The 24,082-nt window shown below is 55.8% G+C and carries 17 protein-coding genes; 11 read left to right on the top strand and 6 right to left on the bottom strand.

Annotation, left to right across the window (positions count from 1 at the left end; translation table 11 throughout):
* Positions 1–23: 23 nt before the first annotated feature.
* On the bottom strand, positions 24–608 hold the full coding sequence (locus SD425_RS17775; protein WP_324671295.1) for a hypothetical protein: 585 nt from the start codon (positions 606–608) through the stop codon (positions 24–26).
* A gap of 306 nt (positions 609–914) precedes the next feature.
* On the opposite strand from SD425_RS17775, the gene SD425_RS17770 reads away from it, so the two are divergent.
* Together SD425_RS17770 and SD425_RS17765 are read left to right on the top strand one after the other, a co-directional pair.
* A complete protein-coding gene (locus SD425_RS17770; RefSeq protein ID WP_324671294.1) occupies positions 915–2,159 on the top strand; it encodes an efflux RND transporter periplasmic adaptor subunit in 1,245 nt (414 codons plus the stop codon).
* 158 nt (positions 2,160–2,317) lie between these two features.
* Positions 2,318–3,865, top strand: a complete 1,548-nt coding sequence (locus SD425_RS17765) for a TolC family protein (protein WP_324671293.1) — start codon at positions 2,318–2,320, stop codon at positions 3,863–3,865.
* A gap of 186 nt (positions 3,866–4,051) precedes the next feature.
* Here SD425_RS17765 and SD425_RS17760 read toward each other — a convergent pair whose 3' ends face one another.
* The 3 genes from SD425_RS17760 to SD425_RS17750 are packed head-to-tail and all read right to left on the bottom strand — an operon-like array spanning position 4,052 to position 9,782.
* The gene (locus SD425_RS17760) at positions 4,052–5,491 is read right to left on the bottom strand and encodes a TolC family protein (RefSeq protein WP_324671292.1); all 1,440 of its coding nucleotides are present in this window, start codon (positions 5,489–5,491) and stop codon (positions 4,052–4,054) included.
* Positions 5,484–8,672, bottom strand: coding sequence for an efflux RND transporter permease subunit (locus SD425_RS17755; protein ID WP_324671291.1), 3,189 nt, complete (start codon positions 8,670–8,672; stop codon positions 5,484–5,486). The genes SD425_RS17760 and SD425_RS17755 overlap by 8 nt, the downstream gene beginning before the upstream one ends.
* A gap of 27 nt (positions 8,673–8,699) precedes the next feature.
* On the bottom strand, positions 8,700–9,782 hold the full coding sequence (locus SD425_RS17750) for an efflux RND transporter periplasmic adaptor subunit (protein WP_324671289.1): 1,083 nt from the start codon (positions 9,780–9,782) through the stop codon (positions 8,700–8,702).
* A gap of 953 nt (positions 9,783–10,735) precedes the next feature.
* Here SD425_RS17750 and SD425_RS17745 point away from each other — a divergent pair.
* Positions 10,736–11,554 (top strand): helix-turn-helix domain-containing protein, encoded by an 819-nt coding sequence (locus tag SD425_RS17745; protein WP_324671287.1) that lies wholly within the window; start codon positions 10,736–10,738, stop codon positions 11,552–11,554.
* Between the two features lie 63 nt (positions 11,555–11,617).
* Positions 11,618–13,171, top strand: coding sequence for an FAD-dependent monooxygenase (locus tag SD425_RS17740; RefSeq protein WP_324671285.1), 1,554 nt, complete (start codon positions 11,618–11,620; stop codon positions 13,169–13,171).
* 120 nt (positions 13,172–13,291) lie between these two features.
* On the opposite strand, the gene SD425_RS17735 is transcribed toward SD425_RS17740, so the two are convergent.
* The gene (locus SD425_RS17735) at positions 13,292–14,404 is read right to left on the bottom strand and encodes a serine hydrolase domain-containing protein (RefSeq protein WP_324671283.1); all 1,113 of its coding nucleotides are present in this window, start codon (positions 14,402–14,404) and stop codon (positions 13,292–13,294) included.
* 368 nt (positions 14,405–14,772) lie between these two features.
* Between SD425_RS17735 and SD425_RS17730 the strand changes: the two genes are divergently transcribed.
* The 7 genes from SD425_RS17730 to SD425_RS17700 all read left to right on the top strand — a co-directional run bounded on the left by SD425_RS17730 (position 14,773) and on the right by SD425_RS17700 (position 22,900).
* The gene (locus tag SD425_RS17730; RefSeq protein WP_324671282.1) at positions 14,773–15,171 is read left to right on the top strand and encodes a hypothetical protein; all 399 of its coding nucleotides are present in this window, start codon (positions 14,773–14,775) and stop codon (positions 15,169–15,171) included.
* A 608-nt stretch (positions 15,172–15,779) separates the two neighbouring features.
* Positions 15,780–16,148, top strand: coding sequence for a hypothetical protein (locus SD425_RS17725; RefSeq protein ID WP_324671281.1), 369 nt, complete (start codon positions 15,780–15,782; stop codon positions 16,146–16,148).
* Between the two features lie 494 nt (positions 16,149–16,642).
* Positions 16,643–17,311, top strand: coding sequence for an ABC transporter ATP-binding protein (locus SD425_RS17720; protein ID WP_324679562.1), 669 nt, complete (start codon positions 16,643–16,645; stop codon positions 17,309–17,311).
* 101 nt (positions 17,312–17,412) lie between these two features.
* Entirely contained in the window at positions 17,413–18,672 is a 1,260-nt protein-coding gene (locus SD425_RS17715; protein ID WP_324671280.1) for an ABC transporter permease, read from the top strand.
* 120 nt (positions 18,673–18,792) lie between these two features.
* On the top strand, positions 18,793–19,986 hold the full coding sequence (locus SD425_RS17710; RefSeq protein WP_324671279.1) for an ABC transporter permease: 1,194 nt from the start codon (positions 18,793–18,795) through the stop codon (positions 19,984–19,986).
* A 112-nt stretch (positions 19,987–20,098) separates the two neighbouring features.
* Positions 20,099–21,493 (top strand): sigma-54 dependent transcriptional regulator, encoded by a 1,395-nt coding sequence (locus tag SD425_RS17705; RefSeq protein ID WP_324671278.1) that lies wholly within the window; start codon positions 20,099–20,101, stop codon positions 21,491–21,493.
* An 81-nt stretch (positions 21,494–21,574) separates the two neighbouring features.
* Positions 21,575–22,900, top strand: coding sequence for a sensor histidine kinase (locus tag SD425_RS17700; protein ID WP_324671277.1), 1,326 nt, complete (start codon positions 21,575–21,577; stop codon positions 22,898–22,900).
* Positions 22,901–23,135: 235 nt separating this feature from the next.
* Here SD425_RS17700 and SD425_RS17695 read toward each other — a convergent pair whose 3' ends face one another.
* Positions 23,136–23,888: a LytTR family DNA-binding domain-containing protein gene (locus tag SD425_RS17695; protein ID WP_324671276.1), complete on the bottom strand. Its 753-nt coding sequence runs from the start codon at positions 23,886–23,888 to the stop codon at positions 23,136–23,138.
* Positions 23,889–24,082: the final 194 nt, after the last annotated feature.

Below are 24,082 nucleotides of genomic sequence, written 5' to 3'. Positions count from 1 at the left end.
TTAGTATCTGGCCAGGTCTGGAGTTATTTAGAAGCTCGCTGCTTGACAAGCTTTAGGTACTGCGTCATTGCCAAATACGTACTCGGCTCACTCTTACCCGGCAAGTGCACGATAATGGCCGTGCAGTGACTATTGCTGGTTTGGCCGTCTAGCTCGAAGGCAATGCCGGTTTTGGCGTTGTCGTAGATGTAGTGCAGGCTAGCTTTGGGAGTGGGAGCGTAGGAGGTGACCAGCTTGAAAGGACCGCACGCTTGACGGAGGCTAGCTAGTGTGGAGCCTGTGTGCAGGCCGCCTGCCGTGTGAAACCACGGCGAAGTAGCCCGGACCATTTGGATCGTCTTGCGCATGTCGGAGCCGGTGGCAGCGGTGTACACGTCGAGTTGGGTGGGAGGGGAGCCAGGGGAAGCCGACTTGCCGTACCAGGTGGCCCAGGCTTTTTGCATGGCAGCGTCGCTGGTGGCGGCGGGGCCAAGCTGCGTCAGGGTTTCGGGGCTGGCACCTAGCGTGATGTTGCCAATGCTGCGGCCGGGCGCGATGAGCGGATTGGGCGCAGGGGCTAGGTTGAAAAAGGGAAGCAGCAAGAAGAAGCAGGAAGATCGAAGGTGCATAGCGAGGAAGGAAAGCCTCAGATAGATGTGGTTGCCCATCGTGCGACGCTCTTGGCTCCGCGTAGCGTTGAACAACTCTCGTTTGTACTGTGTAGCCTAGCTTATCGTTCAGCTACGTGCGAAACAGGAGCGTTGCATTATGAGCCAAACCCTACCAACATTTCCGTACACCTTGTCCAGAAGTGGACAGTATTTGCAAGCTAATAGAGCAGGTATTTGGATATAAGCTATTGATATTTAGTAATTTGTAAAAGTGGCACCTGCCTTGGCTAAGTAGAGAGGAAATCACCTTCCTACTGCTTAGAAATGGACAGAGCCATCTCCCCCCTCATTCAAGCTAAGCGCCGGCAGCGGCGCTGGCTGCTTGCCCTAGCAACGCTTGTTGTGGTAGCTGTTGGGTTGTGGGCGTTTCGCGGCGTCATGAAGCCGAGCGTCAAGCAGACCGACATCTTGGTAGCTGCCGTTGAGAACGGCGACGTAGAGGCGTCGCTCACTGCGAGCGGACTTATCATTCCGGCCCACGAAGCCGTCGTGACCAGCCCTATTCAGTCGACCATTCGCCAAGTACTACTCACGGCTGGGGCGAAGGTGAAGCCGGGGCAAGCTATTCTGGCGCTCGACAAGGATCTGACCAGCAGCGAGCTAGCCAAGCTGCAAGACGAGCAACTGCAAAACCGCAACAAGAGCAACGTGCTAGCGTTGTCCTTAGAGCGCAGCCTCAACGACTTACAGTCGCAGGAAAAGGTACAGCAGGAGAAAGTACGCAGCCTGCAATCCACGTTGCGCGACGAGCAAAACCTGCTCAGCATCGGGTCGGGTACGCCCGAGGACGTGCGCCAAGCTGAGCTGAACCTCAAGATTGCCGACTTAGAGCTACAGCGCGTGCGCCGGCAGATTCAGAACCAGCGCCGCTCCAACCAGGCTGACGAGCTAGGCCTAGTGTACACCCGCCAGATTCAGGACCGCAACATTGCGGAGCTAGCTCAAAAGCTGCGCGACGCCAACATCAGCGCGGGCCAGGCCGGGGTGCTTACGTGGGTGAACGAGGATATTGGCTCCACCGTGAACCAGGGCCAAGTGGTAGCGCGCATTGCCGACCTCAGCTCCTTTCGGGTGCGCGGCACCATTGCTGACACATACGCCGACTCACTACACGTGGGCGACGCCGTGCTGGTGCGCCTCAACGGCAGCGACTTACGCGGCTCCATCAGTTCCATCAGCCCCGCCGCCGATAAGGGCGTGATGACCTTCTACGCCCAACTGGAGCAGAACAACCACCCAGCGCTGCGGGCTAATCTGCGGGCCGATGTGTACGTAGTGACGCGCGCCCACCGCAACACGCTGCGGGTGAAAAACGGACCCTTCTACCAAGGTGGCCACGAGCAAACGGTATTCGTAGTGCGCGACGGCCTAGCTACGCGCCGTACTGCACGCTTCGGCGACTCTAACTTCGACTACGTGCAGGTGGTCAGTGGCTTGCAGGCTGGCGACCAGCTGCTGATCAGCGACACGAAGAACTACGAGCAAGCTTCCGAACTGATTATCAAGTAGAGCGCCAAGCAACTAGAACGTCATTCCGAGCCCAGCGAGGAATCTCGCGTGCAATGGTAACGCACAATCGTCAAGAACTAGCAGCGCAACATTAGCTCGCGGGATTTCTCCCGCTGGTCGAAATGACAATCCCTTTCCTAACCTGCCTTTACCAAGCTATGAAATCTGTACACGTACCCTTCGCTATGATCAAGCGTTCGTCCTTTGTGCTGGATGTGCTAGGCCTGTGGCTGATGATGTTGCTCGGTGTGGGACTCCTGGTACTGCTGGTGGCGTCCGTAGCGGTTGCGCAGCCAGCCGCGCCGCTGCAACCTAGCACCATGACGTTGCCGCAGGTGATTGAACTCGCGCTCATGCAATCATCGGTGGCGAAGCAGGCCGTGACCAACCGCGAGACCAGCTACTGGCAGTACCGCTCCTTCCGGGCTGATTACAAGCCCCAACTAGCGCTAGAAGGCACCCTTCCCAACTACAGTCGCACCATTACGCCCGTCACCCAGCCCGATGGTACGACCGACTTTCGCTATATCCGCATCAATAACTCCTACCTGTCGTCTACCGTCACGCAGGGTATTGGGCTGACTGGTGGCAAAGTCTTCATTGGCTCCAACTTGCAGCGCTTCGACAATTTTGAGGGTAATCAGCGCCTTTACAACAGCAATCCTGTCGCCATTGGCATCTCTCAGCCCATTGCCGGCTTCAACTCGCTGAGCTGGAACAAACGTATCGAGCCGCTCCGCTACCAGGAGTCGCAGCGCCAGTACTTAGAGGAGCGCGAAACCATTGCGCGCCGTGTGACGGAGTATTACTTCGACGTGCTGCTGCAACAGGTAAATGCGGCGGTGGCTCGCCAAAACCTGCACGCCAGCGAGGAAATGCTGCGCATGGGTCGGGAGCGGCACCGCCTGGGCCGCTTGTCGGAGAATGATTTGCTACTCTTGGAGTTAAACCAGCTCAACGCCCAGCAAGCCGAAGTGCAGGCCAACATCGACGCCCAAAACGCGGCCGTCGATTTCAAAGGCTACACTGGCCTAACCATCGAGCCAAGCACGGCGCTGGACGTGCCCGACGCCACCCCGAAGCTAGCCGTTGTGCCCGAAACGGCGCTGGCGCAGGCGAGGCAATACCGCCGCGAAGCGCTCATGTACCAGCGTCGCCTGCTTGAAGCAGACCGCAACGTGGCGCAGGCCAAAGGCACGAGTGGCTTCCAGGCTAGCCTCACCGCCTCCTTCGGCCTAACCAGCAGCGGCAACCAGTTTCGCACCAGCTACATCAACCCCAACGACCAGCAGCAGCTCCGCCTAGGTTTCGCCATGCCCATCGTGGACTGGGGCAAGACCCGCGCCGTGGTGAAAACTGCCGAAATCAGCCGGCAGCAGGTGCAGCGCAATGTGGAGCAGGAGCAGGTGACCTTTGAGCAAACGGTGCTGAACCAGGCCGCCCAGCTAGGCCCCTTGGATCAGCAGCTAGCCCTCACCGCCCGCGCCGACTCGCTGTCGCAGCGCCGCTACGATATTGCCCGCGCTACCTACCAAGTGGGCCGCATTTCCCTCACCGACCTCAATATTGCTCAGAGCGAGAAGGACCGCGCCAAGCGCGCTTACATTGCTGCCTTGCGTGCCTGCTGGGTGGCGTACTACCAGCTCCGCACGCTCACGCTGTACGACTTTGAGCGCCAACAGCCATTGCTAGCAGCGGCGCAGTAAGGAGCCTGTCCTAGCTTTTCTAACAACGAATTAGCCCAGGCACAAAAAGAATAGGTCAACTCACTCAGCGGCTTCCGGCAGCTGCTTGCTGCTTTTGGTTGCCACTCGCCTGCGCGAGTATGCTGAAGGAGTCGACCTATTCTCTTGTGCCTGAGCTAGCTATTTGCCTAGCGTTTGGCCTCTACTTTACTGCCAGCCGCCACCGAGGGCGCGGTATACATTGACCATGGCGTTCAGCTGCTGCATCTTGGTTTCGATCAAGTCAAACTTCGATTCCAAGGCGTCGCGCTGGGTAAACAGCACTTCCGTGTAGTCGGCCCGGGCTGAGCGGAAAAGGTTGTTGGAAATGGCGACAGACTGGTTTAGGTTCTGCACTTCCTGGGCCTTTTCGTTATAGCTATTTGCTAAGTTGTTGATGTTGGCTACCTGGTTGGATACCTCTACATACGCGTTCAACACGGTTCGTTCGTAGTTGTAAGCCGCTTGGGTTTGCAGGGCGTTGGCGTTGCCATACACTGCTTTTATCCCGTTCCGGTTGACCAACGGAGCTACTAAATCACCAGCCAACGAGTACAGCATAGATTCGGGCGTCGTGAACAACAAGCCGGGTTTGAATGCCTCAAAGCCTGCCGAACCAGTAATGCGCAACGCTGGGTAGAAGTTAGCGCGTGCAATCTGCACATCCAGCTTCGCCGCTGCTAGGTTCTGCTCCGCCTGCCGAATATCTGGCCGGTTGAGCATCAGCTGCGAGGGAACACCCGATTGGATGGTGCTGGGCACCAGGTCGTTGAAGGACGCATCGTTCCGGACGATTGGCCGCGGATACCGACCCGTCAAAAAGTTGATGCGGTTCTCGGTTTCGGTGATGCGCTGCTGAATATTGTACTGCAGGCTACGCGTGTTGTGAACCTGCGCTTCAAAGCGTTGAACCGCCAGCTCCGTCACCCGGGCCGACTCCTTCTGGAGCCGCACTAGTTGCAGCGCATTGCTTTGAATCTCGATGTTCTGCCGAACAATAGCCAATTGGTTATCAAGCGCCAGGAGTTCGTAGTACGAGTTGGCAATCTCGGCAATCAGGTTCGTTACCGTGAAGTTTCGGCCTTCGACTGTAGCTAGGTAGCGCAGGGCAGCTGACTTGCGAGCGTTGCGCAGCTTGTGCCAGATGTCTACTTCCCAGCTGGCAAAAGCACCAATCTGGTAGTTCTGGAGCGGCTCCGGGTTGCGGTGCTCGGGCTTGATGTTGATTTCCTCTTCCGTCGCGCCCTGGAGCGTGTACCGCCCTGGGCGAGCGGCATCGGCCTTGGCACCTAGGCCCACGAAGGGCAGGTACTCGCCCTTGCGGATCTGCACCTCATTGCGCGCAATCTGGATTTCTTGCTGCGCAATGTTTAGCTCCTGGTTGTTACGTAGGGCGGTATCGATCAGAGCGGCTAGGTTCGGGTCAGTGAAGAACTGCTTCCACTGAACCCGTCCCGTGCTAGCTGTATCTTGAGCGGGTGCGTTGTTGTAGCTGGCCGGAACAGTCCGGTTCTCGTTTTTTACGACCAGCTCCGGCATTTTACAAGCCCCAACGGATAGCGACAGGCAGGCTGCGCCTAGGTATTGATAAATGCGTCTCTTAAGCATGCGTCTCAACTTCTTCAACTAAAACATGGGGCTCAAACTCGGACAAGGGATGTACGTTTTCGTCCCCGATCAACTTGCGGCCCGAGGCCAGGGTACCAAAGATGTAGTACAGACCCGGCACGATGATTACTCCGAAAACAGTACCGAACAACATGCCGCCGAGGGCCGACGTACCGATGGTGCGGTTACCGATAGCGCCGGCGCCGTGGGCAATTACCAGCGGAATCAGGCCGGCGATAAAGGCGAACGACGTCATCAAGATCGGGCGGAAACGCACCTTAGCACCTTCGATAGCTGCCTCGCGGATGGTCATGCCTTCTTCGTGCTTCTGCACCGCGAATTCCACGATCAGTACCGCGTTCTTACCCAACAGACCCACCAGCATCACCAAGCCGACCTGGGCGTAGATGTTGTTGGCTAGGCCCATCGTTTTGATGAGCAAGAATGAGCCAAACACACCCGCTGGCAGCGAGAAGATAACGGCCAGTGGCAGCAGGAAGCTTTCGTACTGAGCTGCTAGCACTAAGTACACGAAGGCTAGCACCACGAGGAAGATGTACACGGCTTCGTTGCCGCGACCCACTTCGTCTTTCGACAAGCCACCCCAGTCGATGTCGTAGCCGCGGGGCAGGGTCTTGGCCGCAACTTCTTGTACTGCCTTGATGGCCTCACCCGAGCTGAAGCCCTGGGCCGCGTCGCCGCGGATAGAGGCCGTGGGGTACATGTTGTAGCGGTTGATTTCGTTGGCGCCCTGGCTCTTCACAATCTTCATGAAGGCCGAGAACGGCACCATTTCGCCTTTGTCGTTCTTCACCCACATGTCGAGCACGTCCTTGGGCAAGCGGCGGTACTCCGGCGAAGCCTGCACGAACACCTTGAAGAAGCGCTGGAACTTGATGAAACCTAGCTCGTAGGTTGAGCCGATCATGATGCTCAGCGTGTTCATGGCGTTGCCGATGCTCACACCTTTCTGCATGGCTAGCTGGTTGTCAATCTGCAGCTCATATTGCGGATAGTTAGCCGAGAAGAAGGTGAACAGACCCGCTAGTTCTTTGCGCTTCTTCAGTTCCGCCATAAAGTCCTCGTTCACTTTTTCCAGCGCTTTGTAGTCGCCGGTAGCGGTTTTGTCAAGCAATTGCAGCTGGAAACCACCTGCGGCGCCATAGCCCGGTACTGCTGGTGGCTCAAAGAATTCGATGGTCGCGCCGGGAATTTCCTTGGCCTTTTCTTCCAGGCTCATGATGATATCGTGCACGGACTCTTTCCGCTCCGACCACGGCTTGAGGCTGATCAGCAGGGTACCGGCGTTGGAGCCGCGACCTTCCGTAAGTACCTCATAACCTGCCAGCGACGAAATGCTTTCGATACCGGGTACTTTCTCTGATAGCTTAGAAAGCTGTTGCGAAAGAGCATTGGTGCGTTCCAGCGTCGAACCAGGAGGCGTCTGGATGATGGCGTAGAGCATGCCCTGGTCTTCGGCAGGGATGAAGCCGGAAGGCAGCGTCGAGGAAATACCGAAGATACCTAGGCCGAAGGCTACCAGAATAGCGAAGGTCAGGATGCGACGGTCAACTACTTTCTCCAGGAAGTTGGTGTAGCGACCCGTTAGGCGCTCGAAGCCGCGGTTGAACCAATCGATGAAGCGGTTGATAGGGGTCTTCTTCCGAGGCTGGCCGTGCGTATTCTTCAGAATCATGGCGCACAGCACCGGCGTCAACGTCAAGGCCACGATACCCGAAATAACGATCGACGAGGCCATCGTAATCGAGAACTGGCGGTAGAAGATACCCACCGGACCGCTCATGAAGGCTACCGGTACGAATACGGCCGTCATCAGGATGGTGATGGCGATGATGGCGCCGCTGATTTCGCCTACTACCTCGCGCACTGCGCCGTACGGCGACAGGTGTTTTTCTTCCATCTTGGCGTGCACCGCTTCCACCACTACAATGGCATCGTCGACCACAATACCGATGGCGAGTACCAGGGCGAACAGCGTAATCATGTTAATGGTCATCCCGAAGGCCTGCATGGCAATGAAGGCACCCACCAGCGACACTGGTACGGCGATGATCGGAATGAGCGTCGAGCGCCAGTCGCCGAGGAACAGGAACACCACAATGGCTACCAGGATGAAGGCGTCGCGCAGGGTGTGAATTACGTTCTCCGTGGAGGCGTCGAGGAAGCTCGATACGTCGTAGCTGATCTTGTAGTCCATGCCAGGGGGCATGGTCTTCTTCAACTCGTCTAGCTTGGCTTTCACGCTCTTGATTACATCACTAGCGTTTGAGCCGTAGGTTTGCTTCAGCATGATAGCCGCCGAAGGGTAGCCATCGAGGTTGGAGTAGATGTCGTAGAACTCCGAACCTAGCTCCACGTTGGCTACGTCCTTGAGGCGCAGTGTTTCGCCGTTAGCGTTAGCCTTGATAATCACGTTTTTGTACTGCTCCACATCGCTGAAGCGACCTTGGTAGGTCAGTACGTATTCGAGCGCCGAAGCCTCTTTACCATCGGAACGACCAATACGGCCCGGCGAGCCGATAACGCTCTGGTCGTTCAGGGCTTCCATCACATCATCTACCGACAGGTTGTAAGCACGCATGCGGTCAGGCTTCAGCCACACACGCATGGCGTACTGGCGGCTACCTAGGATGCTAGCGCGGCCAATACCGTCGATACGCTGGATTTCGGGCAGCATGTTTACCCCGGCGTAGTTGAACAAGTACCGCATGTCGGTATTCTTGTCCTTACTATAAAGGTTCACATACATCAGCATGTTCGGCACCACGCGGTTTACCACCACGCCCTCGCGCTGTACTAGCACCGGCAAGCGGTTCAGGATCTGGGCGATACGTGTGTTGACGTTTACCACCGCCTGTTCCGGGTTCGTGCCTAGGTTGAACACGATCTGAATGTTGGCCTCACCGGCCGACACCGCGTCGGAGGTCATGTACTTCATGCCGGGCACACCGTTGATGGCCTGCTCTAGCGGGATGAGCACAGATTCGGTCAGCACCTTGGCGCTGGCGCCTGGATACGCCGTGCTCACCATAACCATGGGCGGCGAAATCTCCGGGAACTGGGAGTTGGGCAGGGTATTGATGGCCAGGATACCCAGGAACATGATTACCACCGATATAACGATGGCAAACACTGGCCGACGAAGGAATCTACTAAACATATCTGCTCTGTTTTGGCGTACCGAGCTCTACTCGGAGTACACTTTCAAGTGGGAGATTACCGTCTTCGGATCTTGGTAAGCGAATTCGATCTTATCTCCATCTTTCACTTTCCGAATCCCTTCTAGCATAATTTTATCGCCGGCACCTAGGCCTTTGACGATGTATAAGTCTGGCATCTCGGCCGAGACGGCCACTTCGCGCTGGTGCACCACGTTGTTCTTGTCGACCACGTACACAAACTTCTTCTCCAGCACCTCGAAGGTGGCTTTCTGCGGCACGATCAGGGCGTTTTTCATCGGCACGGTCATCAGCACGCTGCCCGTTTCGCCGTTGCGCAACAGGCCTTTGGGGTTGGGGAAAGTAGCCCGAAAGGCAATGTTGCCGGTTTCATTATTGAAGTCAGCCTCAATGGTTTGTACCACGCCAGGATGTTGAAAAACCTCGTTGTTGGCCATCATCAGGTTGACCTTCATGGCATCATCACCGTCTTTGCTGTGCTGCTTATAAGCTAGGTACTCCGCCTCAGGCACGTTGAAGTACACCCACATTTTGCTGTTGTCCGACAACGTGGTCAGCAAGTCACCCTCGTCGACCAAGCTACCTAGCCGGCCCTGGAAGTGGTCCATGATGCCATCAAAAGGAGCTTTGATGGTCGTGAATTGCAAATGCGTTTGAGCCAAGGATACTTCCGCTTTGGCCTTGTCGTATTTGGCCTCGGCCAAGGCTAGCTCGTTCTTCGACACAACGTTGTTGTCGGCTAGTCGCTTCGTGTTCTGGTATTCCAGGTTCACGTAATTGGCTTCAGCCTGAGACTTCTTCAGCTCTGCCTGGTAAATCATCGGCATGATCTGAAACATGAGCTGTCCTTTCTTGACAGTCTGCCCTTCATCGACGAAGATCTTTTGCAGATAGCCTTTCTCCAGCGCCCGCAACTCGATGTGCTGGATGGAATGGATTTGGGCCACGTACTCTTTGGTCAGCGTCGTGTCCTTCTGCAAAGGGCTCGTAACCAGAAACTTTACTTTTTCTTCCTTTGCTTCTGTCTTTTCTGTGCAGCTTGTAAAACAAACCATGCTGCACAAGCCCATGAGCATGAGCGTTCTTTTCATAAAAACCTTAAGTACCATAAACCGGTGATTGATATTCTCGGGGACGTTATTGGGAGAAGCTTGCAAAAAGTGGTGTCTAGCGCAGGGACGGTGGCCTAGGCCGTTTCAACTAGCCTTCTGATGATTAGCCTATTGATGAGCGAACTGCTGTTGTTATTACACTGCCGTAACTCATCAACTGGGTAGCAGGGGCTATTTTGTGGCCGTACAGGCTCTACTGCCAGGTTTGCTCATGCCGTGGTAAACTGTTGGGCACAGGTAAACTTGTTGGTAGAAATCCATTGCTGTGGAGGCGAAATCAAGGAAAAATGCAGATGCTGCATGGCTTGTCTGGTGTGCTTAGTAGTACAAAACACTTACATCGACATGAAGACGATATGAAGGAACAAGCTAAATGCACCTAAAAAGCCGGACAATAGAGCCAAAGTGCGATACCTTTTTTGCGGTGTGTGCTACTGACGTTAACCCCTCAAATAGGCCTTGGCAAGCTATCTGAGCAGTTGAGCTTTGCTAAATAAGCCGGGCGCAATGAACACTCCGTGAGTGAGAGAGGATTTAGCAACTTCATACAACGCCTAGCTAGGGGCAAAACGGAGGTTAATAAGTTGTACTATTTCTACAAGGAAGATTGCTGTATAGCCTAGCTTGGATGTGCGGAATAGTTATAGTTTGTCTCTAAATAAGTATGCGCTTGCTTCACTGCATAGTTCACAGGCATGCCAAGGCATACGCCGCCTAGGAGCAGAGCTAAGTTCAGGATATAGGTAACAGACTAACAAGTCATTAAAGCTTAGCTAATCCGTAGTGAAGCTACTATAAGATCAAGTATTACAATTGAGTACAAGCGGCTGATGGTCTTGCTGCACACCGAGAAGAATAGTATCCTAGCTAGGCTGCTAGCTTAGGCCTTCACACGAGTACCCAGTACACTCAAAATACTGTTATCTTTCCGTATGCAGCACCTCAAAGTAGGCTCAGCGGAAGCGATACAAGATACCGTTAAGGGCTTCTGGTACACCAGCATAGACTTCAGCGAGCTACCAGCGGGTTTTGAAGTAATCCCGGATGGCTTCGCGGAAATTGTCTTTCATTTCGGCAGCCCCTGTAGTATTTCCACCCCTGATGGCTTGCAGCCCTTGCCCTCGCCATTTCTGATGGGGTTGCTAGGTCAGCCAGTGTTGCTACATGCCCAAAATCGGTTGGAAGTTATTGGTGTCAAGTGTTTTCCCTGGACCGTGTTCGAGTTGCTCGGCTTACCCGCCGGGAAAGATGGCGTACGCGTCTTTGAGCATCCTATTGCTCAGTTGCAAGCTCCGTTGGCCGAATTGATTCGGGCGGGGAAGGTAGCGGAAGCGCTGGCGCAGGTACAACAGTACTTTTTGAGCGCACCAATGGGCGTCGCCGCTGATCAGTTGCTGGCCAAGGCCGGCGTGGCGATGAGCGAAGCCAACGGCACCCTGCCCGTAAGCCAAGTAGCAGCGGCGGCGCATGCCACGGTTCGGACTTTGGAGCGAAAATTTAAGCAAGCGGCCGGTCACACCGTGAAAGACGTGTCGGGGCTGATGCGCTTCGAGCAGGCTCGCAACCACTTATGGCTGGAGCCAACGGCTAACCTAGCTGGCTTGGCGCTGGAGCTAGGCTACACCGACCAAGCCCACCTCAGCCGGGAGTTTAAGCGCTACAGCGGTACAACGCCCGCCGCCTTCGCCCGCACTGCCAAGCACCGACAACAGACGGCAAGCCACGATTTTGTCGCGTTTGTACAATCCTAACGCCGGCGCCTTCCAGAATTTTGTGTTGCAATCAGTCTTTAAGAAAAGCAACACTTCAAAACGATGGAATCCGCACAAAATCAACCTATTTACGATGTTATTATTTCTGGTGCAGGGCCGGTAGGGCTATTTCTCGCCTGCGAGCTAGCATTGGCTCATTGCTCCGTTTTGCTCCTAGAAAAGGCAGAGCAGTTGCACTCGCCGTTAAAGCAGTTTCCATTTGGGTTACGGGGGCTTAATGCCTTGTCGGTTGAAGCACTTGACCGCCGGGGGCTTCTGCAAGAGTTAGAGGCCCCCAAACGCTTAAAAGCCTCGCATTTCACCTCACCGGTCGGACAAGGCTCAAAGCCCCAGGTAGGTGGGCACTTCGCGGGCATTCAGTTCAACAGTGGCTCTATCGACTCATCTCAGTGGACGTATCGTTTGTCCAGTTCGACAGATGCTCAACTGTTTTCTGAGCTAGGAGAGCTGGAAATAGTGCTAGCTCGCCGTGCCGAAGCCTTGGGAGTGGCAATCAAGCGCGGCTTTGCCATCACCAGCTTCCAGCAAACCGCGGACGGGGTGACGGTGCAGGCAGGTGAACACTTGTTCCAAGGAAAATGGTTGGTGGGGTGCGACGGCAGCCGGAGTGTAGTGCGCAAGATGGGTGGGTTTGAATTCGCTGGCACGGAGCCCGAGTTTACCGGCTACTCGACCCAGGTTGACATTGTGGATCCGGAAAAGCTCCGGCCAGGCCGCAACGTGACCTCCACGGGTATGTACATGCAATCGCAGCCGGGCTACCTAATTCTGCAGGATTTCGATGGCGGGGCATTTCACAAGGCTGGAAAGCCCATCACGCGTGAGCACGTGCAGGAGCTGCTACGCCGTATTTCGAATACCGATGTTACCATCAGCGCCCTACATATCGTCACTACGTGGACGGACCGGGCCCAGCAAGCCACCACTTACCGCAACGGCCGCGTGCTGTTAGCCGGCGATGCCGCGCATATTCATTCGCCGCTGGGAGGCCAAGGGCTTAACCTAGGCCTAGGTGATGCCCTGAACCTAGGCTGGAAACTCGCTGCCACCATCCAGGAGCAAGCACCCGACGGCTTGTTGGACAGCTACTATGCTGAACGCTACCCGATTGGGGCGCAGGTTCTGGATTGGTCCCGCGCGCAGGTAGCTATCATGAGACCAGATCCAGCTGCGCGTGCACTGCATGCCATTGTGCGCGACCTGATGAGTACGCGCGATGGAGCCACTTACTTTGCCGGGCGGGTGTTGGGCATTACTACGCGCTACAACCTAGGTAGCGAGCACCCGCTGGTTGGCCGTAGCGTGCCCAACTTTGAGTTTGAGGACGGAACAATGCTGGGCAAACTCATGCACGATGGCCGCGCCATTCTGCTCGATTTTGACAGGGATGCTTCCCTCGAAATACTAGCGAGTGAGTTCGGGAGCCAACTCAAGTACGTTGCGGGCCGAGCGAAAGAACAAGTGGGTTTACGCGCCGTGCTAGTCCGTCCGGACGGGATTGTCGCCTGGGCTTCGGACCACGATTCCACTAATCAGGAGCTTCAACAGGCTGCTGCGCAGTGGTTGTGTCGTCGTTCAAGCATTGCTGCGATGTAGCGTAAGGGACTACTATCGGGTCAAGGCACATGGTGCGGCAGCGAGCCAGTAAGAACGGCGCCCTGGCTAGGTACTTGCAAAAGAGTCGCTTATGATAAGCTAGTTACAGCTGACAAGCATCTAGCGTTCATACTTCTTGATTGGCGCGCCGGGGCTCAACCCTTTTATGTAGAACGCCGCAATAGCACGGGCCAAGCCTGGTAGCAGCTCGCCGTCATTCGAGAGCACAATCACGGTATAGCCTTCCTGCGGAAAGCGCCACACGTCGCCTAGGCCTGGGCCGCCGCTATGCCCGGCGCTGACGATGTCCTTTTCTGTACCCAAGGCCCAACCGGCTCTGGTGAATTCAGCGTGGCCTTGGGGCAGACTATCGCAGCCGTACAACAGCGGCGCCGCAAAAGCTTCCGGGAACAACACTTCCTTGTCGAGGCCAATGGCCCACTGCACCATATCGTGCAAGGAGGCAAAGTAGCCGCCCGCGGTGTATGTATAAGCAGGGTAGAGGTACTTATAAGCGCGTAGCTGTCCTTGCCAATCGTAGTAGGTAGTGGCTTTTTGCGAAACCAAGTTGGTGCGGAGGAAGGGGCCAACCCGTTGTTCCATGTCGAAGGCGCCATCTAGCATTTGCAAAGGGCGTGTCACTTCCTCTTGCAGCAATTCCGGGAAAGGCTTGCCGTAGATCTTTTCCAGGATGTAGCCGAGCAGCATAAAATCAGCCTGGGCGTATTGCTGCTTGCTGCCGGGCGGGTAAGCGAGAGTGGAGTCGCGCAGGGCTCGCACCACAGCCGCCGTGGAGAGGTACAGGTTGCCGTGGAAGTCGCGTATTCCGCTAGCGTGCGTCAGCAGATGCTTTACTCGGATGGGTTGCCACTGGGGCGGAATCGAGTCTAGGTAGTTGCTGATTGGATCGTTGAGGCGCAGCTTACCCGCGTAGACTGTCTTCAACACCAGCGTCGAGGTGAGCAGCTTGGTGCACGAGGCAATCTGGAAGTTGGTATGGTCCGTGACGGGCGCTTTCCATTCCACATTGGCGAGGCCGTAGGTGGCAACTTTACGTATTTCACCTTTCTGAACAACGGCTACCGCTAGGCCGGGAATACCAAGCGTCTTTAGCTTATCAGCAACAAAGGCGTCTACCGCCTGGCTTATAGCTGACGAGCTTTGGGCCGGAGATGGTAGAAAGGAGAGCAGCAGCAGAACGACGAGAGCTAGCCGAGCAACAAAGTAGCGCATAGAATAGATAGGAGTGAGGAGGGAAAAGCCTACAAGCCGAGTGGCAGTGTGAAGTGGCAGGAGTACCGGGCGCCAGGCCGATACGTTACAGCGTCTAGCGAATAATTCCGGCTGCGCCAAGTGCGCTTTCCTAATCTTGCCGAACACTACACTTGGGCGAGCCTGTGCGTAGAGAGCAAAAGCTCATTTGGCAAGTAGGGTAAGGCGTCAGTTTAGGATTCCGGTTTCGTAAAAAGCTAGGTGCTTTCTATTCTATGTAGCTCGCGCTGCTCTTAGAATACTTCGTCCGCGGAACCATCAATCTGCTTCGGCAAAAGAACTGTTCTCTCCTTCCTTGTTATAGTATTCGTTGCCGTATTTGCCCTATTATGAATAAGAAGTACCTCCTTGGGTTGGCGCTGGCCACCTTGCTCGTTTGGTTTATCGTGGATGCCGTGTCGCAACCTAGCCCGCAAGACCTGCCCGGCGATTTTCAAGAAGTAGGCATGTTTCGCAACGAGAACAACACGGGCCCCATCGTGCGCATCTACAGCGTGACGGTGGGCGACACCACGCGCTGGCAGGAAATGGAGCAGTACGGCAACCTGATGCCGTACACCAAATACGGCACCACCAAAGTTTACTTCTTCGCCAAAGCCCAGCCGGCTCCTACTACGTTGCAGGCCACGCCGCCGCACTTTGCCTCAACCTTCAACGGCCACTGCTTGGCTTCTTACGAGAAAGACGTGATGAGCAAAGTGACGTTCAGAAAGCACCCATTCCAGTAAAGTAGGCGAGCTTAATCCTATTGCTAGTCGCTATCAAGGCTCCCGGACCGCACGTTTTGGCAGGGCCAGTGGCCTAGCGCCTAGGTCGCGGCACGAGGTGTTGTATAGTCGAAATACTATGCAAAAGGGCCCGTGCAAGGCAGATGAAAGTAGCATACCGTGACAGAAAATTTTTCTGTGCAGTTTGGTGCCAAATTAGATGCTTCCCATTGTGAATATAAATTAAGTGGGAAAAGCTAGCGATGAGGCTAGGCGCGCAAACAATCCAAGGCCGCCAGAAATAGGGTGTTTTGTTGGCATTCAGGCAGTTCGGCTGCCTTGTCAGGTGTTCTCACTACACTTTGGCAAAGGCATTATGGAGGAGCTTTGTTGTCGAATTTCAAGCCCAAAATAGCGCTCTTGTCCCTAGTAGGTGTGCTTGATAAAGTAGAGGGAAAAAGTGTAAAACGTTAGTAACTAAAGAGCTATATAGCGTAGTATTAGAACTAATTCATTACGTTTGGCGTACTAGAGCCTCACTAGTGCGAATACCTGACTCCTTGTTCTTTCACCACTTACACCAAAACCTTATGAAACGTACAAAAGCTGCATCCTGGACAGTTTGGACCATGGCACTTGCCCTTAGCGCTGGCACGGCTCTCACTTCTTGCACGACCACAAGCACCGAGACGCCAACTGACAGCACAACCAGCGGCTCGACTACGTCGGATGCAACCGGTACCACTTCGAGCGGTAGCACTACAGATGCTTCGACTACGGGTACTACGGCTGGCACTACCACTACTGGTACTACCACCACTGGCACAACAGACGGAACTACCACTACGGGCACGACGGCTGGCACCACTGCCGGTACGACGACCACGGGTACGACTGCTGGCTCAACGACGACCGGCACGACCGCAGGTAGCACCACTACGGGTACAACCGCTGGCACTACTACCACCGGTACGACCACTGGCGGTACTACTCGCTAGTAAACAGAATTACTCGTTCTGCTAAAAGGCAGGACTGCCAAAACCAGCTGCTCGGGACCGGGCAGCTGGTTTTTTTATTGTTTGGATTTCACAACGGAAAGCTAGCTTCCGCCCTCCCCCGAGGGCAGAAGCTAGCTTTTTGGCTTTCTGCCAGTGCCGCCCGAAAACGGAACACAGCGGTCTTCAAGAATGAACACCTTGTCCATTTACGGACAATATTTTTAGGGAGTATATCTGATTAATTACTTGTGACTTATTGATTTTCAATTACTTACCATTTTGGTACGCTGCTTGGCTATTCTTATGGGCAAGTGCTTCAATGCAGCATAAAAGCGGACAATGAGCTAACCCAGCTTTCACCCGTGCTGCCTGCAACCTACTTCCTCTAAATTCTAAGCCTCGAAAACAAACTGTGCTATCCCATGGAACCAACCCTGACCAAGAATGCCCTGCTGACGAACGCTGCCAATCCTGTCTCGCTAAAGAACACTCCTATGATCAAGCTCGTCGACATTGAGAAAGTATACCAGACCGATACCATTGAGACAGTGGCGCTGAACCGTGTGAACCTGACCATCAATAAGGGCGAGTTTGTGTCGGTGATGGGACCTTCGGGGTGCGGCAAATCGACGCTGCTGAGTTTGATGGGGCTGCTCGACGAGCCCACCGGCGGCACCATCGAAATCGACAGCCGGCCCGTGACCAGCTACTCGGACAAAGAGCTAGCCCGCCTGCGCAACCACAAAATCGGCTTTATCTTCCAGAGCTTCCACCTCATCAACGACCTCTCGGTGCTCGACAACGTGGAGCTGCCCTTGCTTTATCGGGCGGGCCTGAGCGGCAAGGAACGGCGGCAGCGCGCCCACGCCTCTCTCGACAAAGTGGGTCTGAGCGCCCGCACCCGGCACTTCCCCAGCCAGCTTTCTGGCGGTCAGCGCCAGCGAGTAGCCATTGCCCGTGCCTTAGCTGGCGCCCCCGAAATCATCTTGGCCGACGAACCCACCGGTAACCTCGACTCAGTGATGGGCGACGAAATCATGGACCTGTTGCTAGGTCTGAACCGCCACGAGGGTACTACCATCGTGATGGTGACGCACGACGAAAACATGGCTCACAAAACCGAGCGCCTTATCCGCTTCTTCGACGGCAGCCAGGTCAGCTAAATGGTGAAATGGTGAGGTGGTGAAATAGAGGGTTAACTATTCAACAACACCATTCCGCCGCCTCCTGAACTCACCAACTCACTATTTTACTATTTCACCGTATGCTTCTCAGCTACTTGAAACTCGCCTGGAAGGTGCTCTTGCGACGCAAGTTTTTCACCTTTATTAGCTTATTCGGTATCAGCTTCACGCTGATGGTGCTGCTGATTGTGGTGGCCATGTTCGACCATACGTTCGGCGCCCACGCCCCCGAAACGAATCTCGACCGTATGCTGTTCGCGCAGTTTGTGCACGTTAAGTTCAAGGACGAGGGCAACATGAATACCCCGCCGAGCTACTACGTGCTGAACAAATATGTGCGCACCCTGCGCACGCCGGAGAGCGTGGCCATTGCCTCCAACTTCCACGCTACCCCTAGCTACGTCGGCAACCGCAAACTCGACCTCGACCTACGCTACACCGATGCTGCGTTTTGGAAGGTGCTAGATTTTAAGTTCTTACAGGGTAAGGCCTTCGGTGATACTGAAGTGAAAGGCGCCGCTCGGGTGGCAGTGATTAACCAGAGTACCGCTCGGCAATACTTCGGCACGGACCAGGGCGTCATAGGACGCACCATCGAGATAAATCAGATTGGCTATCGGGTGCAGGGCGTGGTAGAAGATGTGCCCGCCATGCGCTTCATTTCCTACGCCGACGTGTGGGTGCCCGTCACAACGGGGCCCGACGACCTACAACGCGTAGGCCTCAGCGGCGACTACCTTGCCATCATCACGGCCAAAAGCGTGGCTGACTTGCCTAATGTGCAGGCTGAATTTCAGCGGGTTGTGCGCAATATCCCATTGCCCGATCCCAAGAACATGAAGCGCTTGAACTTCTTTGCCGACCCCTTGCTAGCCGCCATCTTCACGCGGCAGGCGTTTCGGCAGTTCACTAACGACCCTGAAAATGATGGGCTTGCTATTTTCTACTCTATCGTGGGGGGCATAGCGCTGTTGTTCATGCTGTTGCCGGCCCTGAACTTAGTGAATATCAACGTGAGCCGCATCATGGAGCGCTCCTCCGAAATTGGGGTGCGCAAAGCCTTCGGCGCTACTGGCGGCACGTTGGTGGGGCAATTCTTGGTCGAGAACATCTTCCTCACGACCCTTGGGGGGATAGCCGGCCTGGGGCTCGCCTATGTGGCGCTACAGCTTATCGGCGGCTCCGACCTATTGGCCTACGCTCACTTCGAGTTGAACTGGCGCATTTTCGGTTGGGCCTTACTCGTCACGCTAATTTTCGGCGTGGTATCCGGCGTGTACCCCGCCTTCAAAATGTCGCGCCTCCAGCCCGTGCAAGCCCTAAAAGGCAGCGACAAATAATATAGAGTGACTGAGTGGCTACGCACTGAGTGGCTGAGTGACTGTTAAGATGACAACACTCAACCAATCAGCTAGCCTAGTATCTCAGTCACTCAGTCACTCAGCTACTCAGTCACTCCCATGATACGCCATCTTTTTATTTTGATCTGGAATCGTAAGCGGTCCAACTTCTTGCTGATGAGCGAGATTCTGCTGTCGTTTTTCGTGCTCTTCGCCGTGAGTGTGTTGCTGGTGAGCAACTACTATAACTACCGGCAGCCCCTCGGTTTTGAGTACAACAACGTGTGGGAGCTGGTCGTGAACCCCGGTCAAGACACGCTCAATCGCACTGAGAAGGTGAGCCAGATAATGCGCCGCTTGCAGAACACGCCCGGCGTAGTGGCCGTCACGAGTGCCAGCTCCAACACGCCCTTTTCGTTCAGCACGATGAACACCAACCAGTACACCTACAAAGGGAAAGAGGGGCCGCTGACCGAGCGCTACGACGCCGACGACGAGCTGGTGAAAGTGTTGCGCCCTAAGCTAGTAGCCGGCCGCTGGTTCGACCGCCGCGACGCCGCAGCCACCCGCCCGCCCGTCGTCGTGAACCAGAAATTTGCCAAAAAGCTTTTCGGCGAGGAGTCGCCGGTGGGCAAGGTGCTCGTCACGAGCGACGGCAAACGGGAATGGCAGGTGATTGGCGTGATAGAAGCCTACCGCTCGGGCAGCGACTTCGCTGGCAACGATCCAGCCGTCTTCGACCGCCGCATTCTGCAAGATTCGGCTGTGCTGGGCGCTTATGAGATGCCCACGCTGCTGGTGCGGGTGCAGCCGGGCAGCGGCGCCGTGCTGGAGCAGCAAGTAGTAAAAGACATCAAAGACATTTCGAAGGGTTGGATAGCCAAGGTGAACACCCTGGAAGAAAACCGCCACGACAAGCTCAAAATCATGCTGACGCCACTGGTGGCCCTCGGGGTGGTGGCGCTGTTCCTGATCATCAACGTGGCGCTTGGTTTGTTCGGCGTGTTGTGGTACAACATCAACCAGCGCAAAGCCGAAATCGGCCTGCGTCGGGCCATGGGCGCTACTGGAGCAGGTATCAGTACGCAATTTTTGGGCGAGATGCTGGTCGTGACGACTCTAGGGGTGATGGGAGGGATGCTGCTGGCGGTACAATTTCCGCTGCTGGGAGTATTCGGCGTCGAGACGCCGGTGTATGTGATGTCTATTGCCCTAGCTGCCATCCTGATTTACACCCTAACGGCCGTGTGCGCCTTCCAGCCCAGCCGAATTGCGGCCGGTATCCAGCCTGCCGTGTCGCTACGCGAGGAGTAGTACGCTTTTGGCAGCCCCTAGGCAACCTAGGTGCCGGCTGCATAAAACTCCGCCCCGCCGCGCTTCTCTTTGCCGCGACAAATTCCGTCCTTCGCCTACCTTCCTTTCCACCATGATCCTCATTGTCGACGACGATATTGCCGTGCGCACCTCGTTAGGGCTGCTCCTCAAACAGGCTGGCTATGCAGCCAAAGCGGTAGCCTCCCCTGAAGAAGCGTTGCGCTTTGTGCGCGAAGCCGCCCCGCAGCTCGTGCTCATGGATATGAACTACTCGCTCGACACCTCCGGCCAAGATGGCTTGCGGCTGCTTGGGCAGGTAAAGGAGCTAGCTCCCAAGGTGCCAGTTATCCTCATCACCGGTTGGGGCTCGATTAGCTTGGCAGTGGAAGGCATGAAAGCCGGCGCCGCCGAGTTCGTGACCAAGCCCTGGAACAACGAGGCGCTGCTGCAAACCATCCGCACTAGCCTCAGCTTGGCCGAAGCTAGCTCTCAAGCGCCCCCAGCCGATGAAGTGAGCCTAGGTCGGCGCCAACTGGATAAGCAATTCAATTTCAAGAACATCGTGGGGCAGGATGCGCAACTGCTGCACGTGTTGCGCAACGTAGGGCAAGTGGCCGCCACTGATGCCTCGGTGCTGATCGAAGGAGAGTCGGGCACAGGCAAGGAGCTGATTGCGGAAGCTATTCACCAGAACTCACACCGGCGCAATAAGCCCTTTGTGAAGGTGAACCTAGGTGGTATTTCGGCGTCGCTGTTTGAAAGTGAAATGTTTGGCCACCGGCGCGGGGCCTTCACCGATGCCAAGGCCGATCGCCAGGGCCGCTTTGAAATGGCCAATGGCGGCACCATTTTCCTCGATGAAATAGGCGAGCTCGACCTAGGTAGCCAAGTGAAGCTGCTGCGCGTGCTCCAAGACCGCACCTACGAAGTGCTCGGCGACTCGCGCAGCCGCTCCCTCGATATCCGGGTGATTTGTGCCACCAACCGCGACCTAGCCCAGGAAGTGCGCGAAGGCCGCTTCCGTGAAGACCTCTTCTACCGCATCAACCTCATCACGGTGCGCCTGCCCGGCTTGCGCGAGCGGCCCGACGATGTGCCGCTGCTGGCTCAGCACTTCGTCAATAATCTGCGCACCACCTACAACCGGCCGGCGCTCAAGGTAAATACCCGTGCCTTGCACTGGCTGCGCGAGCAAGCCTTGCCCGGCAATATTCGGGAACTGAAGAACTTAGTGGAGCGGGCCGTGTTGGTGAGCGGCAAAGACGAGCTAGGCCCCGAGGACTTTCAGGCCCAAGCTCAGCGCAGCACCGCAAAAGCCCCCGAACCGGGCGAGTTGCCCGCCGTAGGCTTGATGACGCTCGACGAGATGGAAGCCCAAATGATCCGCAAAACGGTGGATTTTTATTCCGGCAACCTCTCGCGCGTGGCCAAAGCGCTAGGGTTGAGCCGCGGGGCCTTGTACCGACGCTTAGAGAAGTTTAACATTCCGTACGATGCCGCGCAGTAGCGACACCTACTTGTGTCTCGTCGTTGAACGACCGGAGCCACTTACCTAGCTAAACAACATCAGCAACGAGGAGACACAAGTATGTGTCTCAACACCGTTCTTGCAGGCATGACCCTCCGCGCCAAGTACATTCTGTTCGTCGTACTCATCCACGTCGCTATTGCGGGGCTAGCTTTTCAATTTCGGGAGTCCAACATGTGGCTGTTCATTGCCACGGAGGTGCTGCTGCTGGGCACGGCGTATATCAGCGTGCAGCTGTACCGCGGCTTTGTGCGCCCTCTGAACCTAATTGCCGCCGGTACCGAAGCCATCCGTGACCGGGATTTTACTATGAAGTTCCTCCCGGTTGGTCAGACCGAGATGGATCAACTCATTGACACCTACAACACAATGATTGACGAGCTGCGGCAGGAGCGCGTAACCCAGCAGGAGAAAAGCTTTTTGCTTGAGCGCCTGATTGCCGCCTCGCCCGCCGGTATTCTGCTGCTGAATTTCGACGGCAAGATTGAGGGGTTGAATCCTGCTGCTGAGCAGTGCCTGCACCTAGGCTCCGCCGAACTGGTTGGCAAGAAGCCCGCTGAGCTGCCGGGCGAGTGGGGCCGGCAGCTCGGGGTGTTGCAGCCGGGACAGCCGCAGCTAGTGCAGCTCTCGGGGCTGCAAACCTACCGGGCCAGCACCTCGCACTTCCTGGATCGGGGTTTTACGCGCTATTTCATCTTGCTTGAAGAGCTGACCCAGGAGCTAATCCGGCAGGAAAAGCAGGCGTACGAGAAGCTGATTCGGATGATGTCGCACGAGATAAACAACTCTATCGGCGCCGTCAACTCGATTCTGCAATCCTTCCACTACTACGCCCCGCAGCTCAGTGCCGACGACCAGCCGGACTTCACCGAGGCCTTGGACGTTTCTATCAACCGGAATACGCACCTCGCCAACTTTATTGCGGGCTTCGCCAACCTCGTGCGCCTGCCTGCGCCCACGCCGCGACCCACTGATGTGCACGAGCTGCTGAAGTCGACGTGTCGGCTGTTGCAGGTGCAGAGTGAAAAGCGCAACATCAAGTGGCACTGGAACCTAGCTTCCGGCCCGCTGTTCGCTAACCTCGACGCGCAGCAGCTGGAGCAAGCTCTGCTTAACATCGGTAAGAACGCCCTGGAAGCCATTGGCCAAGACGGTAACCTGTGGGTGAGCACCACAGCGCAACCCCTAAGCATCAGCATTGAAAACGACGGACCTGGCATTCCGGCCGAAGTGGCCCCGCGCCTGTTCACGCCCTTCTTCAGCACCAAGCGCGACGGCCAAGGCATTGGCCTCACGCTGATTCGGGATATTCTCCTGCAGCACGGCTTCCACTTTAGCCTGGAAACGAAGCCGAACGGCCGCACGCAGTTTCGGATAGAACTGTAGGAGCTCGCCACAACTCGTTTGTCGCTGCACGACTCGCACCTGCCGGTCCGACGCCCTAAGCGTCCGACCGGTTGTCGGCTGAATTCGGCTGCAAAAGCTAGGCGGGCGATTGTCGTTCTAACAACTCGTTCTCGCACTTACCGGTCCGACGCCTAGGGCGTCGGACCGGTAGGTGCGAGTCGTGCAATGATACTGGTCCAATTCCTAATAGGTCGGACTGAGGTGCAGGCTCGCTTTACGTCCAGCGGCTGAGGAACTGGTTGAACGTTTCCTTGTACTGGTCGCCGACGGAGATAGTAGCGGAGCCGATCTGTACGGTGTTGCGCGTTACCGCCCGAATCTTATCCAAAGCCACGATAAAAGACCGGTGAATACGCATGAAGTAGCGGGCGGGTAGCTTGTCTTCCAACGCTTTTAGGCTCGTGAGCGAAAGCAGCGGCTTCGAGCCGTCGGCGAGGTGCACCTTCACGTAATCCTTCAGCCCTTCGATGTACAGGATTTCGCGAAAAGCAACGCGCACCAGCTGGTACTCCACTTTCAGAAACAGAAACTCTTCTTCGGGTTCTGGCGCGGCGGGCGGGGGCAGGGTAGGAGCGGAGCTAGGTAAGTGCAGCACCTCGGCATACGATTGGGCCTTAGTAGCGGCGCGCAAAAACTCCTCATAGTTGAAGGGTTTGACCAGATAATCGAGCGCGTCGACCTTGTAGCCATCGAGAGCAAACTGGTGGAAGGCGGTGGTGAAGATAATGCGCGGACCTAGGCCCGGCTTGCCCTTGTCGAGCACTCGCGCCAACTCAATACCCGTAAGGTCAGGCATTTGAATATCCAGAAAAATCAAGTCAACGGCTTGTTCCTGTAGCCCACGCAGGGCCTCTACGGCGCTGCTGTAGCGGCCTACCAGATTCAGAAAAGGCGTTTGCTCAATAAAAGCGCAAACCATCCCGAGGGCTAACGGCTCGTCGTCGACGGCAATACAATTCAACGTCATAGAAAGAGTAACAGAGTAATTGAGTAGCTACGTAATGCTCTCATTAAAATAGAGCTGTCAGCAAAGCAAGAGCAGCCAGAGGATAGTTAGGGTTAGAAGCTCCCCTCCTTTCTTAAGGAGGGGTCGGGGGTGGTTCCTTGTCGTTGAACGGTAAGCTAATTCTAGTTTTCTCGCTCTAGCTAACCACCCCCTAA

This window comes from Hymenobacter sp. GOD-10R, assembly GCF_035609205.1.
Lineage (GTDB): Bacteria > Bacteroidota > Bacteroidia > Cytophagales > Hymenobacteraceae > Hymenobacter.
Note: the sequence above shows the minus strand (reverse complement) of the source record. Positions and strands in the feature narration are given on the sequence as shown.

Excerpts from the sequence above, each read along its gene's own strand:
- SD425_RS17740 (WP_324671285.1), top strand. The coding sequence starts at position 11,618 with ATGGAATCCGCACAAAATCAACCTATTTACGATGTTATTATTTCTGGT.
- SD425_RS17755 (WP_324671291.1), bottom strand. The coding sequence starts at position 8,672 with ATGTTTAGTAGATTCCTTCGTCGGCCAGTGTTTGCCATCGTTATATCG.
- SD425_RS17710 (WP_324671279.1), top strand. The coding sequence starts at position 18,793 with ATGATACGCCATCTTTTTATTTTGATCTGGAATCGTAAGCGGTCCAAC.
- SD425_RS17730 (WP_324671282.1), top strand. The coding sequence starts at position 14,773 with ATGAATAAGAAGTACCTCCTTGGGTTGGCGCTGGCCACCTTGCTCGTT.
- SD425_RS17770 (WP_324671294.1), top strand. The coding sequence starts at position 915 with ATGGACAGAGCCATCTCCCCCCTCATTCAAGCTAAGCGCCGGCAGCGG.
- SD425_RS17695 (WP_324671276.1), bottom strand. The coding sequence starts at position 23,888 with ATGACGTTGAATTGTATTGCCGTCGACGACGAGCCGTTAGCCCTCGGG.
- SD425_RS17705 (WP_324671278.1), top strand. The coding sequence starts at position 20,099 with ATGATCCTCATTGTCGACGACGATATTGCCGTGCGCACCTCGTTAGGG.
- SD425_RS17745 (WP_324671287.1), top strand. The coding sequence starts at position 10,736 with ATGCAGCACCTCAAAGTAGGCTCAGCGGAAGCGATACAAGATACCGTT.
- SD425_RS17720 (WP_324679562.1), top strand. The coding sequence starts at position 16,643 with ATGATCAAGCTCGTCGACATTGAGAAAGTATACCAGACCGATACCATT.
- SD425_RS17700 (WP_324671277.1), top strand. The coding sequence starts at position 21,575 with ATGTGTCTCAACACCGTTCTTGCAGGCATGACCCTCCGCGCCAAGTAC.
- SD425_RS17715 (WP_324671280.1), top strand. The coding sequence starts at position 17,413 with ATGCTTCTCAGCTACTTGAAACTCGCCTGGAAGGTGCTCTTGCGACGC.
- SD425_RS17750 (WP_324671289.1), bottom strand. The coding sequence starts at position 9,782 with ATGAAAAGAACGCTCATGCTCATGGGCTTGTGCAGCATGGTTTGTTTT.
- SD425_RS17735 (WP_324671283.1), bottom strand. The coding sequence starts at position 14,404 with ATGCGCTACTTTGTTGCTCGGCTAGCTCTCGTCGTTCTGCTGCTGCTC.
- SD425_RS17775 (WP_324671295.1), bottom strand. The coding sequence starts at position 608 with ATGCACCTTCGATCTTCCTGCTTCTTCTTGCTGCTTCCCTTTTTCAAC.
- SD425_RS17760 (WP_324671292.1), bottom strand. The coding sequence starts at position 5,491 with ATGCTTAAGAGACGCATTTATCAATACCTAGGCGCAGCCTGCCTGTCG.
- SD425_RS17725 (WP_324671281.1), top strand. The coding sequence starts at position 15,780 with ATGGCACTTGCCCTTAGCGCTGGCACGGCTCTCACTTCTTGCACGACC.
- SD425_RS17765 (WP_324671293.1), top strand. The coding sequence starts at position 2,318 with ATGAAATCTGTACACGTACCCTTCGCTATGATCAAGCGTTCGTCCTTT.